Here is a 13477-nt window from a genome sequence, read left to right on the forward strand (position 1 = left end):
CGCCCTAGGCGGTCACGCAGCGCCGCAGAAGCATCTCCAGCAGCTTCAGCGCCAGGTCGATCTCCAGCGTCGTGATGTCCAGAGACGGCGCGAGCGTGATGACATTCTTGTAGTAGCCGCCGACGTTGAGGATCAGCCCCATCTTCTTGCCGGCCACATCGAGGTCACCCTTGAGGCCCTCGGCGACCATTCGGTCCAAGAGCGCCTTGTTCGGCGTAAAGCCATCGGCCTCGCAAAGCTCCGCCCGCAACGCCAGGCCCAGTCCGTCGACGTCGCCGAGCTGCGGCCAGCGGGTCTGCAAATCCTTCAAGCCGTCGAGGAAGTAGGCCCCCTTCTCCGCGACCGACCGCTCATAGTCGCCCTCGGCGGCCATGCGCAGGGTTTCCAGCGCAACGGCGGTGCCCATCGGGTTCGCATTGAACGTCGAGTGGGTCGAGCCGGGCGGAAATACGCCGGGGTTGATCAGTTCTTCCCTGGCCCAGATGCCGGAGAGCGGGTTCAGTCCGTTGGTGACGGCCTTGCCGAACACCAGGACGTCGGGCTGCACGCCGAAGTGCTCGATCGACCACAGTTTGCCGGTGCGGTAGATGCCCATCTGCACCTCGTCGACCACCAGCAGGATGCCGTGGCGGTCGAGCACCTTCTTCAATTCGATGAAGAAGTTCTTCGGCGGGATGATGTAGCCGCCCGTCCCCTGGATTGGCTCGACGTAGAAGGCGGCGAACTCCGCCTCGCCGGCCTTGGGGTCGAACACCCCGTGGAATTCGCTCTCGAAGAGCCGCTCGAAGTTCCGCACGCACTGGGCGCCGTACTCTTCCTTGCTCATGCCCTTGGGGCCGCGGAAGGCGTAGGGGAACTCGACGAAATGGGCGCGATCGCCGAAGTGTCCGAACCGGCGGCGATAACGGTAAGACGAAGTGATCGCAGACGCGCCCAGGGTGCGGCCGTGATAGCCGCCCTGGAAGGCGAACATCAGGCTCTTGCCGCCGCAGGCGTTGCGCACCAGCTTCAGGCTGTCCTCGACGGCCTGCGCGCCACCCACGTTGAAGTGCACGCGGCCTTTCGCGCCGAACTTGGCTTCCGCGTCGCAGGCGATCAACGCCGCCAACTCGACCTTCTCGCGGTGCAGATGTTGCGACGCGACCTGCGGCAGGTGGTCCAGCTGACGATGGGCGGCGGCGTTAAGTCGCGGATTGCGATAGCCGAAATTGACCGTCGAGTACCACATCTGGAGATCCAGAAACGCGCGGCCCTCGGCGTCGTACATGTACGAACCGTTGCAGGTTTCGAAGAACTTCGGGTTGTCCAGATAGTGGACCGTGTCGCCCCACGAGCAATATTGAGCATCCAGGCTGCGAAGCTCGGCTTCGCTCAAAGGGGCGGCTGGGGCGTCGTACATCTAGAACTCCGAAGGGGTCAGTCGCAGGCGGCACTAAGTCGGGATGGCAGGTGGTCGCCGGCCAGCCATTCGAGAGTCCGCAAGACGTCACGGAACGTGTCGAACGGATGATAGGCTTGCCCCCGCTCCGCACTGTGTATGGCTAAGGCGCCCTTGGCAAACAAGACGTCAGCGCGAGCGGCGACGCAGTAGTCCGAACGGCCGTCGCCCACGAACACCAGCGGGCCTGCTCCCGAGGCGCCCGACGTCGCCTGGCACTTGCAGACACCCGATCCGCTCGCGCAGTCGATCGGCTTTGGCGGGTGTTCCAGGCGCCGCCGTCCAGGCGATCCGACCAGGTTATTGGCGACGACCGGCAGCCGCTGCAAGCCATGGCGCGACAGGATCCTGGCGATGAAATAGTCGACGCCGTCGCTCACGACGCCGAGCGGAAGCCCCCGCCTCTCGGCCCATTCCACGAAGGCGGCGAACCCGGGGTCCAGTTCGACGGTGTCGAGCAGTTCGTCGAGGTCAGCGTCGGCGCCGCCGATCAAAGCCACCTGGCCGCGCATGCATACGTCAGCCGATATCCGACCTGCCTCCCACTCCACCTGAAGCCGGCGCCAGTCGGGATCGGCTAGCGCCTCCAGTATGAAATCGGTCGAATCCCGCCGGCTGATGGTCCCGTCGAAATCGCAATAGATGCGCATTTGTTGTTCGCGGACCTGAAACGCTGCACTTCCCGTCTCAATGACGGCGCGGCAAGCCAGGCGCCTCAGCCACGCTGGCGAGCCGGCATCGCGGTGGCGACTCGTGGCGCCGCGCGATCGAGAAAGCCGAGGAAATGTGCGTATCTCAGGGTGCGCACTCCGGCCGCCAGCTGCACATCGCGCGATGCTTCGCGCACCGCCGGCATCTTCGTCCAGTGGACCTTGGGCTGGTGGTGATGCTCGGCGTGATAGCCGTTGTTCAGGAAGGCCCAGTTATAGATGGGCTCATAGGTCGAAACCCCGGTCGCGATCGGCTGGTCTGGGTCGGCGCCGGCGTGCTCGTACCAGGCGATCAGGAACGATAGGCAGTGGCCCAGGTAGTAGAATGGGGCGAGGAACAGAACAAAGCGCCAGTTCAGGACCAGCAGGGCCCCGTAGACCACGACGATGGCCCAAAACTCCTGCAACGCCTGGCGCGCCTCCCGCGGCCGCCTGGCGCGGATCGCGCGCGCCACCGTGAAGGGACCATCGTCGCGCCAGAACTGGCGCAGGACATAGGACCAGGCAGGCTCAACCTTGCCGTCGCCGCCGTATTGGTAAAGCGAGATCGGATCGACCGTGCTTCCGTCGGCCCCGATCCGGTCTGAGTTGCCGGCGTGGTGACGCATGTGCACGTACTTGTACATGGTCTGGGGCGTGCCGAGCGCGAGGGTCAGCACGAGACTGGTGATTCGGTTCGCCGGCTCGAAGGCGAAGAAGGGGTTGTGGATAAAGTTGTGGGAGACCGAATCCAGACTCCATCCGATCGCGAGCGCGTAGAGCACCGCGCCTGCGCTCCGCTCGAGCCAGGTCATCTGAGGCCACGCCAGGAAGAAAACCAGCAACAGCGCCAGATGGGCGTAGGCCAAAGCCGCCGGGAGGACGTCCCAGGCCGAATAGCGGAACAGTCCGGCGTGCGGCCGCGGTTTCGTCCGTTGTCGATCCATCAGCGTCATGACGCCACCGAAGGATCATCACCGGCGAGCACGACCCTTCTGCGTCTGGCCGTGGGTACGCGGTGCGTCTTCGGGTCCAGGAAGCCGAGAAAGTGCGCCCATCCGATCACCGAAACACCCTCGCGCCGCTGCTCCTCGGCGATCTGGCGATGGAGCGCCGTCATTTTTGTCCAGTGGACCTTTGGACGATAGTGATGCTCGGCGTGGTAGCCGTTAAAGAGGAAGACCCAGTTGTAGATCCGGCCATAGGTCGACACACCCCAAGCGATCGGTTTGTCCGGGTTGCCGCCCAGGTGCTCGTAGTACCCGTTGAGGTTGGAGAGGCACTGGCCAAGGTAGCTCGCCACGACCATCAGCGGCGTGAACGCCCATCGCTCGCTCACAATGCCGAACGCGAGCAACGCCCCGAAAACCAGGATGACCGACCAGAACTCAAAGAGAGCCTGGCGGGCTTCACGCGGCCGCTTGACGCCAATCTTGCGGGCGAGCGCGAACGGGTCGTCGTCGCGAAAGTACTGCAGGAACACGTACGAAAGCATCGGCTCGGCTTTCCCGTCGCGCCCGAACTGGTAGATCGACAGTGGGTCGATGGTGACGCCGTCGGCGTTCGGACGGTCTGCATTGCCGGCGTGATGCTTCAGGTGGACGTAGCGGTACATGGTCTGCGGCGTGATCAGCGCCAGGGTGATCACCAGGCTCATCAACCGGTTCAGCCGCTCCGACCTGAAGAACGGGTTATGGATGAAGTTGTGGGCGACCGAGTTCAGGTTCCAGCCCACGCTGAAGGCGTAGAGCAGCAGCAGTGAGATCCGGCTCGGCCAGGAAAGGGCCGGCCACGCGACGAAGAACGCCGCCACCAGCCCGAGCTGGACCAGCGCCAGGGTCGCGGGCACGACGTCCCACGGGCTGGCCCGGAAGAGACCGCGATGAGGAACGGAGGAGCTGGTCAAGCGATCGCCTCTGACTTGGTCGGATCATATTCAGGCGCAGGGATTCCGGCCGCAATGTGGTAGGCCTTCGGCGTGCGCGGCGTCACTGCGAAGGCCCGCCTTCGCCCGGCTTTTCCGGACCCCGGTCCGAGGCAAGCAGCGCCACGCCACAGGCGATCACCAGGACGCCCACGATACGCATCGGATTGAGCATCTCATGGAAGAGGATCACCGCGCTTGCGAGCGTGCTGACGTAGATGATCGCCGTCATTGGAAAGGCGCGGCCGAGATCTGCGTCCTTCAGAATGGTCATCCAGATCAGGAAGCCGCAGAAATAGAGCGCAAATCCCAGCAGCACGATCGGGGTCGCCAGGGCCTGGCCAACAAGGTGGGCGAGCCCTGATCGATCGTCGAGCGTCGCGCCGGCGTATTTGAAGGTGACCTGGGTGGCGGTCTCGACGGCGACGAACAAGAGCCACCCCCAGATGACGGCTTGTCGGCTGCGTGGATGGGCGGATGTCGGGGCTGTGCGGTCGACCTCAACCAAGGCTGGCGCCTACTAGGCCTGCGCCCAGGGTGACGAGCCCCGCTGCGATCCAACGTCGCGCCCGCGCTCGCTCACCCAGGAAAAGCCTCCCCGCCAGGACCACCCCAACATAGGAAAGCGCCGCCATCGGACCCACGATGGAGAGCGGCGCATGCCCCAGTACATACATCCAGGAGACGGCCTCGACGCAGTAGCCGAGAAAACCTGCAAGGATCCATGGGCTGGTCGCCACCGAACGCCAGAACAGCGGCCCCGCGGCGTGGCCGATCCTGTCAAGGCCCAGCTTGAAGGCCGTCTGCCCGAACACGTCGAGCAGCACGGTCAGGGAAAACAAAACCCACGCCAGCGCACTCATGAATTGCCTTCCGCCCACCCCGCAGCGGTGATCAATATGGGAAAAGCGCCGCCACGCGAACCGTCGGCGGCGAAAGCCGGGACTTCCGTGCTTCTGCGTTGGCGGCGGACCGTGCCCAACGCCGGGATTGCGAATTTCGACAGCCGCCCGCAATCAGGTCACCTTCCTGCCGTCAGCTTTACGAGCATGGCGAGTTCACTGAATCAGAGACCCCTCCCGGACGAATGAACAGGTCTTGGCCCATTTCCCGTCGGCAGGCTCTGTCGCAGTCCCTGGGGGCTTGGCTATTCGCCGCGGGCCGGCCGGCGCTTTCGGCCCCCAACAAACCTGATCCGGGCGGGGCCCGCGACGTTCTGACGCGGCTTTTCGGAGCCGCCGCCGGAGATATCGCGATGACCCTGGAGCCCTCCCCCAACGAGGGATCGCCACCCTGGTACGCCGTCGAAAACCGAAACGGCAAGATCTCGGTCCGCGGCGATACGCCAGTGGCGCTCGCGCGCGGCGTTTACGCCGGGCTGCGCGACGCCGGCGTTGCGCATGTCAGTTGGGAGGGCGACCGCGTCGCCTGGCCCAAGGATTTGGCCGAGTTCACCAGCGGTCGTGTGGAAAGTCCCTTCCAGCATCGCGCATACCTGAACACCTGCACCTATGGGTACACGACGCCCTGGTGGGGATGGCCGCGCTGGAGCCGCGAGATCGACTGGATGGCAGTCCATGGGATCGACATGCCGCTGGCGATGGAGGGCCAGGAATTCGTGTGGCGGGCGCTGTGGCGCGAGGGGGGCCTGAGCGAGACCGAACTTGCCGGCTATTTCTCCGGACCGGCTTTCACGCCCTGGCAGCGGATGGGCAACATCGAGGGCTATCGCGCCCCGTTGCCTGCCGCCTGGATCGACAGGAAACGAGATCTCCAGCGGCAGATCCTGGGCCGAATGGGTGAGCTCGGCATGAGCCCCATACTGCCGGCCTTCGGTGGCTATGTGCCCAAGGCCTTTGCGCTGAAGCATCCCAAGGCCCGCATCTACCGGATGCGGGCCGGCGCCGGCTTTCATGAGACCTACTGGCTCGACCCGGCCGATCCTCTGTTCGCCAAACTGGCCGGCCGGTTCCTCGCGCTCTACACAGAAACCTACGGTCGCGGGACCTACTACCTCGCCGACTCCTTCAACGAGATGACGCCGCCCATCGATGTCGGTGGATCCGACGCCCCCAACGCGTTCGCCGACGGGACGGCCCCCACCACAAGCGCGGTCCCCGCCAAGCCTGTCGATCCGGCGCTGAAAGCCCGGCGGCTGGCGGCCTACGGCAAGGCGATCCATGATGCGTTCCGCCAGAGCCGACCGGACGCTGTGTGGGTGATGCAGGGCTGGCTGTTCGGGGCCGACCAGAAATTCTGGGACGCAGAGGCGATCGGCGCCTACCTGAGCCAGGTTCCTGATGACAGGCTGATGATTCTCGACATCGGCAATGACCGTTATCCGGACAGCTGGCGCACCGCCCATGCCTTCGGCGGCAAGCGGTGGATCTACGGCTACGTCCACAACTATGGCGCCAGCAACCCTGTCTACGGCGACCTCGACTACTACCGCCGCGACCTGGCGGCGATGTCGGCGAACCCGCAAGCCGGGCGGCTGGCGGGCTTCGGAATGTTCCCTGAAGGCCTGCATAACAATTCCATTGTGTACGAAGCGGCCTATGACTTGGCCTGGAACGCTGGAGCCGCCTCCCTGCCGGCCTGGCTTTCGACCTATGCCAAGTCGCGCTACGGGCGGACCACACCCGAGCTTGAAGCCGCGCTTCAGCTCCTCGTCGAGGCGGTCTATTCCACCCGCTACTGGACGCCGCGCTGGTGGAACGGCAAGGCCGGCGCCTACCTCTTCTGCAAACGGCCATCGGCCACCGTCGTCGAGTTTCCGGGCCACCCCGGCGACCGCGCCAAGCTGGCAGCCGCCGTCGGCGACCTTGCGCGGCTGGCGCCGGCCTTCGCCGAGCAGGCGCTCTTCGTCGCCGATCTGGTCGACGCCAGCCGCCATATGGTCAGCGAGGACATCGACGTCCTTATCCAGCAGGCTGTGGCGGCTTACCGGCGCGGCGACCTGGCGAGCGGCGATCAGGTACGTCGCAAAATCGAGGACCTGGCCCAGGCGCTTGACGCCTTGCTGGGCGTCCAGACCGACTGCCTGGCCAGCTGGATCGACGAGGCGCGCGCCTACGCCGACAATGCCGGCGACGCGCGCGCCTATGTCCTGAACGCCAAGGCCCAGGTGACCATCTGGGGCGGTGACGGCAACCTCGCCGACTACGCCTCCAAGGCCTGGCAGGGCCTCTACCGCGACTTCTACCTCCCGCGGTGGCAGCAGTTCCTCAGCGCGCTTCGCGCCGCCGGAACCGGTCCCTTCGACGAGGCGGGCGTGGTCGCGGAGATAACCGCCTGGGAGCACGCCTGGGTCGATCGCGACACCGCCTACGTCCGCCAGCGTCCGGCCGATCCGGTGGGCGCGACGCAAGCGCTTCTCGCTCGCCTGGAGCGGCCTTAAGGTCTTTGCCCATGGCAAAGCCTTGTGAGCGCTTCCTGTCGCTGGATGTCTTCCGTGGGCTGGCCGTCTGCCTGATGATCATCGTCAACACCCCGGCGCCCGGCGCGGAGCCCTATTCCTGGCTCGTGCACGCCAAGTGGTTTGGGTTCACGGCAGCCGATTGGGTCTTTCCGTCCTTCCTTTTCGCTGTCGGCTGCTCGATGGCGTTTGCGTTCCTGCGACCGACCACCGACTGGGCCTTCGCGAGCAAGGTGCTGCGCCGGGCCGCCCTCATCTTCCTCCTGGGCTTCCTGATGTACTGGTACCCCTTCTTCCGGCAGGTCGACGGCGCCTGGACCCTGACGCCGTTCAGCGACACCCGGGTGATGGGCGTTCTGCAGAGGATCGCGCTCTGCTATGCGCTGGGCGCCTTCGCCGTGCGCTACCTGTCGCCGCGCAATCTCGTGATCCTTTCGGGAGCGCTGCTGGCCGGCTACTGGGCGATCCTGCTGGCTGTCGATCCGTCCGACCCCTTCTCCAAGCTCGGCAACGCAGGCACGCGCCTGGATCTTTTCGTGCTGGGCCAGAGCCACCTCTATCGCCGCGATGGCGGCTTCGACCCCGAGGGGCTGCTGGGCGCCATGCCGGCAACCGTCAATGTCATCGCGGGCTACCTCGCCGCGCGCTACTTCACTCATGCCCCCGATCGGGGCCGCTCCCTGGCGCGGATGGCCTTGGCGGGCGTCGCCTTGTCACTTGCCGCCGTTGCCTGGAGTCCTGCCTTTCCGATCTCCAAGAAGCTCTGGACCGGCAGCTTTGTCCTGCTGACCACCGGCCTGGACCTGATGGTGTTGGCTGCTTTGGCCGCCCTCCTGGAGGGCCGCGCGCCGAACCCGGCTACCCGCTTCTTTCAGGTCTTCGGCCGCAACCCCCTGGTCATCTACCTGTTCTCGGAGCTGTTCGTGGTCACCTTGCAGCAGGTCCAGGTCGCGCCGGGCGTCGATGTCTACCAGTGGCTGGGCGTGAACGTTTTCCAGGCCACGGCCCCTGGACCTCTGGGCGCTTTGCTGGGCGCCGTCACCTACATGCTGACGTGTTGGCTGCTCGGATATATTCTGGACCGGCGAGACATTGTCGTGGCGCTCTAGCCGGATCGAAACTGCGGTACGCGCTTGCCCGCGCGTCAGGCTGAATCGATGTTATGATCCACCAAGTATCAAAACAGAATAGACCCTGGGAGTTTGACGCCATGCGACGCGCGCTTATTTTCGCGTTGGGAACCGCCCTTTCAACGGCCAGCCTCGCGCTGGGCGCCCACGGCGCACCAGCCCAAAGCCCTGAGGCCAAGGGGGCTGCGGGCGACGACCCGACGATCCCGCAGCCCGGTTGGGTTCCGCCAAAGAACGCCATGGGCCAGCCGGACTTCTCCGGCTACTGGTCCAACGCCACCATGACACCCCTTGTCCGCAACGCGAGGCTGACGGACAAGCTCGTCGTCCCGAAAGCCCAGGCCGCGCAGCTCGAGAAAGTCTTCGCCGAGGCCCTGGCCGCCGCCGACGCGCCCACCGACCAGAAAAAGGGGCCCGGCGCCGTAACCGATCCCAACTCTCCCGAGGCGCAGCTTGTAAAGATCCGGCCCGACTTCGCCGCCGCCGGCGGAGACGTGGGCGGCTACAACACCTTCTGGATCGATCCGGGCAACCACATGATGGAGGTGAACGGCGAGTACCGCTCGTCCATCATCACGACCCCCAACGGAATGCCGCCCGCCCGCAAGGCCGGCGCTCCGGGCGGGCGCGGCGGTTTCCCGCGAGAGTCCTACGACAGTTACGAGAACCGCTCGCTGGGCGAGCGCTGCATCATGGGCTTCGGCGCCAACGCCGGCCCACCGATGCTGGCCAACGGCTACTACAATAATAACTACTACATCCAGCAGTCGCCCGACGCCGTGGTGATCCAGGTGGAGCTGATTCACGATGCCCGGATCATCCGGCTGAAGGGCGGACATCGAACCGATGGCGTGCGTCCGTGGATGGGGGACTCGATCGGCCACTTCGAGGGGAACACCCTGGTGGTCGAAACCACCAACCTGCCGCAGGGTCAGGGCTTCATGGGCTCGTGGAAGAACCTGAAGGTCACTGAACGCTTCACCCGCGTCTCGCCGACCCGGATCAATTACCAGTTCCAGCTGGAAGACCCCGACACCTGGGACAAGCCTTGGGGCGGCGAATACGACTTCTCCCCGCTGAAGGGCATCGTCTACGAGTACGCCTGCCACGAGGGGAATTACGCGCTACCCGCGATCCTTGCGGGCGCGCGTCGCCAGGAGAAGGAAGCCGCCGCGGCCGCGGCCAAGAGCGAACCGGCCCCCACGCCCGCTCAGGCGCCGGCAAAAGGCAAATCCGGCGCCGACTGAGCGGTTTCAAGCGTCGCATCGCTTAAGCGCGCGCCTCACGAGGGCGCGCGTGACCGCAGCTGACTCCGCCTCAAGTCAACAAGCATTGACATGGGCGGCCGCTGGCGCGAGCGTCGGGTGAGGCGCGTTCGAGCGATCCTTTTGAGACTGCAGGGTTCACCGGGTCAGCGTCGTGAAGCGACCACGTCAGGGAGCGAAACCATGAACATCTCCGTGAAAGTCCAGGGCGCCGAGGCGGCCGCCGAGATTGCCGCCACCCCCTTGGCGGAGCTGAACCCGGCTAAGGTGAGCCGCTTCTACGACGACACCATCTGGCCGGTGTTCGAGCGCTTGCGTCGCGAAGACCCGGTCCATTTCACACCCGAGAGCGAGTTCGGTCCCTATTGGTCGATCACCAAGTGGAATGACATCATGGCGGTGGACACCGACCATGAAGCGTTCTCGTCGGCCGACGGCATCACCCTGGTCAACCTTGAGGCGATGGCCGAGCAGATAAAGGTCATGGGCGAACGCCGCCGCGGCGGCGCCGGCTTCATCACCATGGACGAGCCCGACCATGGCCCGGCCCGCAAGGCGGTGAGCCCGACGCTGGCGCCGGCCAATCTGCAGATCATGGCGCCCATGGTGCGCGAACGGGCAGGCGAGATCCTGGACAGCCTGCCGATCGGCAAGGAATTCGACTGGGTGGACCTGGTCTCGAAGGAACTGACGGCCATGACGCTGGCCACCCTGTTCGACTTCCCGTTCGAACAGCGCCGCAAGCTGCCCTGGTGGTCGGACATGGTGATGAACATGCCGGGCCATGGGCCGGTGGAGAGCTGGGAGCAGAAGGCAGCGGCGATGTTCGAATGCTTCGGCGCGTTCACCGAGCTTTGGAACCAGCGGGTCAACGCCCCGCCCGGCAACGACCTGATCTCGATGATGGCGCACAACCCGGCCACCCGGAACATGTCCGTGGAAACCTACCAGGGCAACGTCATCCTGCTGATCGTCGGCGGCAACGACACGACGCGGAACACCATTTCCAGCAGCGTTTATTCGCTCAACAAGAACCCGGACCAGTACGCCAAGCTTCGCGCCAATCCAGACCTCGTACTGCCGATGGTGTCCGAGACGATCCGCTGGCAGACGCCGCTAGCGCACATGGCCCGCACCGCCACGCGGGACGTCGAGCTCGGCGGCAAGACCATCAAGAAGGGCGACAAGGTCGCCATGTGGTACATCTCGGGCAACCGCGATGAAGATATGGTCGAACGGCCAAACGAGTTCATCATCGACCGCGAGCGGCCTCGCCAGCACATGTCGTTCGGCTTCGGCATCCACCGCTGCGTCGGCAACCGGGTGGCCGAGATGCAGCTGACGATCATCTGGGAAGAGATCCTAAAGCGCTTCCCGGAGATCAAGGTCGTGGGCGAGCCCGTGCTCAACTGGTCGGCCTTCGTGCATGGCTTCGAGAGCCTGCCCGTGATCATTCCGGCCCGCACCTGAGCGCAGGATCCAGTGGGCCGAATTCAGGGATGAGTGACGCTGCAAGCCTGGGCCGAGATCGGGTCGGGCCGCGAAAGCGTGACGCCGGGGCCACCCGGGCTGCGATCCTCGAGGCGGCCAAGGCGCACTTCGCGCGATCCGGCTACGATCGCGCGGCGCTGCGCGATATCGCCGCCGACGCCCGATCCGACGTCGCCCTGGTCAAGCGCTACTTTGGCGGAAAGGAAGCTTTGTTCATCGAGGCGCTGAAGGGGTCGTTCCACCCCGATCGCCTGCGGGCATGGGACCGTCGGACCTTCCCTCGCGAGGCTGCCGCCATGCTGGCCGACGCCGCCCACGTGGGCGAGGAGCGCACCCTCAGCTTCCAGTTCCTGCTGCGTACGGCGACGTCGCCCACGACCGCGCCGCTGTTGAATGTCGCCGTCCAGGAGCGTTTCCTGGGCCCGATCCGCGACTGGCTAGGCGGGGAAGACGCCGCCGCTCGCGCCCGCGTGCTGGCCGCGACCTATATTGGCTTCCTCGTAGAACGCCTCATCCGCAACGAGGCGCTCAAGGGACGCGAGCGGGAGGTGTTCATCGATCGGGCCACCGCGATATTCGAGACCCTTCTGGTTCCATGGCCAGCCGATGAGGACTGAAGCCGCCCATGCGGCGGCCGTCGAGGCCAGCTTGGAAATCGCGGCTGAGCGCGGCGGCGACCTCAGCCCGCGCGTCTACGAGCGGTTATTCGAGCGCCAGCCGCAGATGATGGCATTGTTCTGGCGCGACACGACGGACGCCATCAAGGGCGAGATGCTGGCGAAGGTGTTCGAGGCCATCCTCGATTTCATCGGCGAGCGCCGCTACGCCGACCATCTGATTGAGACCGAAGTCGTCACGCACGAAGGCTATGACGTGCCGCGCAACGTGTTCGCCACCTTCTTCGGCATCGTCGAAGAGATCGTGCGCGAAACCTGCGGCCCTGACTGGACAGATGCGATGGCGGTGGCCTGGCGGCGCGTCTTGGCTGACCTTGACCACTACGTGGCCCATCCTGAGCCAGAGGCTGCCTCTATTTCGGATGATTGACGAGGTAGGAAGCCCCCGCCCAAAGCCGCGCGGCAAGCTCTGACGGCAACTTGCCCTCGGGCTGCGACGAGATCATCGCTGCGATCCCTCTCCCCAGGGCCCAGAGCGCCGTGGCCGCGTTGGCCTTATGCGCGGCCGGAAACCGGGGATCGGCATCGACCGTCGACTGAAATACCAGGAATGTCCTGTGGTCCGCGGCGCGCAGGATCTCGTGACGGGCCATCAGGCGCTCGCTGAACATCACCGAAAACAGCGCCGGATGCGCCTGGGCGAAGCCAAAATAGCCCCGGACCCCTGCGGCGAGCGGGGTTGGAAGGTCCTGGCTAGATCGCAGACGGACCATTTCCTCCGCCAGATCGTCGAACCCCTTCACGGCAAGGCTCAGGAGCAGAGCCTCCTTGTTCGCGAAGTAGTGGTACATAGATGAAATCCCGATGCCCGCCCCCTCGGCGATGGCCTTGAGATTGAGGTCCTCGACACCCTTGGCGGCGAGGATTTCGGACGCCGCAGCCAAGGCCTTGGCCCTGACGCTCGAGACCTCATGCGATGGGTGTTTGAAGCTTGGGTTCACCTCGGCTCGCACCCGCCGGACCGGGTTGCCCGCCCGACACTCTCAAATAGCGCTCGACCCACGCCGATTCCCCCCGTCCCGCTGGATGCCGCCATCCTCGCGCCGCTTGTCCCGCAGCTTCCCTTCCGAACTATCGCGGCTGGCCCGGTTCGTCACCAGCCGGCTGAGGTACGGCGGGTTAAAGAGAATTCACTTGCCGAATGACGTTCGTTGACACCGAATCGGTGATCGGCTGAACGCATTTGCGACAGCGGCTCGCTCCGGGTGATCTGCGGGGGGCTTCGATGATGTCTGCGCGACTAGGCGTCCTGGGAGCTGCGGCAAGCGCCCTGCTCGCCTGCGGCTGCACCACGGACATAGCGTCCAACGCGCTTGCGCAAGGGGCCAGTGCGACGGCGAGCGTGGCCGAGGCGCCGCGGCGGGTCGACAACTTCATGCTGGTGGACGCCGACATGGAGGCCCACGAGCTCTACCGGCTGGCCGACGCCAAGGCGGTGGTGCTGG

Annotated in this window: 13 protein-coding genes and 1 pseudogene; 7 read left to right on the forward strand and 7 right to left on the reverse strand. The window is 65.4% G+C overall.

What is annotated here, in order from left to right:
• Nucleotides 1–4: 4 nt before the first annotated feature.
• The 6 genes from VGI62_RS06250 to VGI62_RS06275 form a co-directional block, all read right to left on the reverse strand.
• Nucleotides 5–1399: an aspartate aminotransferase family protein gene (locus tag VGI62_RS06250; protein WP_331503541.1), complete on the reverse strand. Its 1395-nt coding sequence runs from the start codon at nucleotides 1397–1399 to the stop codon at nucleotides 5–7.
• A 17-nt stretch (nucleotides 1400–1416) separates the two neighbouring features.
• Nucleotides 1417–2088 carry an MtnX-like HAD-IB family phosphatase gene (locus tag VGI62_RS06255; protein WP_331503542.1) on the reverse strand — a complete coding sequence of 224 codons (672 nt, stop codon included), beginning with the start codon at nucleotides 2086–2088 and terminating at the stop codon, nucleotides 1417–1419.
• A gap of 65 nt (nucleotides 2089–2153) precedes the next feature.
• Nucleotides 2154–3074 carry a fatty acid desaturase gene (locus VGI62_RS06260; RefSeq protein ID WP_331503543.1) on the reverse strand — a complete coding sequence of 307 codons (921 nt, stop codon included), beginning with the start codon at nucleotides 3072–3074 and terminating at the stop codon, nucleotides 2154–2156.
• 5 nt (nucleotides 3075–3079) lie between these two features.
• Nucleotides 3080–4033 carry a fatty acid desaturase gene (locus VGI62_RS06265; RefSeq protein ID WP_331503544.1) on the reverse strand — a complete coding sequence of 318 codons (954 nt, stop codon included), beginning with the start codon at nucleotides 4031–4033 and terminating at the stop codon, nucleotides 3080–3082.
• An 82-nt stretch (nucleotides 4034–4115) separates the two neighbouring features.
• Nucleotides 4116–4484: an EamA family transporter gene (locus VGI62_RS06270; protein WP_331503545.1), complete on the reverse strand. Its 369-nt coding sequence runs from the start codon at nucleotides 4482–4484 to the stop codon at nucleotides 4116–4118.
• Nucleotides 4485–4551: 67 nt separating this feature from the next.
• Nucleotides 4552–4914 (reverse strand): EamA family transporter, encoded by a 363-nt coding sequence (locus VGI62_RS06275; RefSeq protein WP_331503546.1) that lies wholly within the window; start codon nucleotides 4912–4914, stop codon nucleotides 4552–4554.
• Between the two features lie 224 nt (nucleotides 4915–5138).
• On the opposite strand from VGI62_RS06275, the gene VGI62_RS06280 reads away from it, so the two are divergent.
• From VGI62_RS06280 to VGI62_RS06305, 6 genes are all read left to right on the forward strand, one after another.
• Nucleotides 5139–7451 carry an alpha-N-acetylglucosaminidase gene (locus VGI62_RS06280; RefSeq protein ID WP_331503547.1) on the forward strand — a complete coding sequence of 771 codons (2313 nt, stop codon included), beginning with the start codon at nucleotides 5139–5141 and terminating at the stop codon, nucleotides 7449–7451.
• A gap of 11 nt (nucleotides 7452–7462) precedes the next feature.
• Nucleotides 7463–8578: an acyltransferase family protein gene (locus VGI62_RS06285; RefSeq protein WP_331503548.1), complete on the forward strand. Its 1116-nt coding sequence runs from the start codon at nucleotides 7463–7465 to the stop codon at nucleotides 8576–8578.
• Nucleotides 8579–8679: 101 nt separating this feature from the next.
• Complete coding sequence (locus VGI62_RS06290; RefSeq protein ID WP_331503549.1) at nucleotides 8680–9846, forward strand: hypothetical protein; 1167 nt, start codon at nucleotides 8680–8682, stop codon at nucleotides 9844–9846.
• Between the two features lie 201 nt (nucleotides 9847–10047).
• The gene (locus VGI62_RS06295; RefSeq protein WP_331503550.1) at nucleotides 10048–11334 is read left to right on the forward strand and encodes a cytochrome P450; all 1287 of its coding nucleotides are present in this window, start codon (nucleotides 10048–10050) and stop codon (nucleotides 11332–11334) included.
• Nucleotides 11335–11363: 29 nt separating this feature from the next.
• A complete protein-coding gene (locus tag VGI62_RS06300; RefSeq protein ID WP_331503551.1) occupies nucleotides 11364–11972 on the forward strand; it encodes a TetR/AcrR family transcriptional regulator in 609 nt (202 codons plus the stop codon).
• On the forward strand, nucleotides 11962–12402 hold the full coding sequence (locus VGI62_RS06305; protein WP_331503552.1) for a globin: 441 nt from the start codon (nucleotides 11962–11964) through the stop codon (nucleotides 12400–12402). Before VGI62_RS06300 ends, VGI62_RS06305 begins: the two co-directional genes overlap by 11 nt.
• Here VGI62_RS06305 and VGI62_RS06310 read toward each other — a convergent pair.
• The gene (locus VGI62_RS06310; RefSeq protein ID WP_331503553.1) at nucleotides 12386–12973 is read right to left on the reverse strand and encodes a TetR/AcrR family transcriptional regulator; all 588 of its coding nucleotides are present in this window, start codon (nucleotides 12971–12973) and stop codon (nucleotides 12386–12388) included. The two genes, VGI62_RS06305 and VGI62_RS06310, sit on opposite strands and share 17 nt — an antisense overlap.
• A gap of 287 nt (nucleotides 12974–13260) precedes the next feature.
• Here VGI62_RS06310 and VGI62_RS06315 point away from each other — a divergent pair.
• Nucleotides 13261–13477: pseudogene (locus VGI62_RS06315) on the forward strand (hypothetical protein); the annotation flags it as partial.

Origin of the sequence: Phenylobacterium sp. (assembly GCF_036495085.1) — a bacterium.
In the GTDB taxonomy this organism is placed as follows: domain Bacteria; phylum Pseudomonadota; class Alphaproteobacteria; order Caulobacterales; family Caulobacteraceae; genus Phenylobacterium.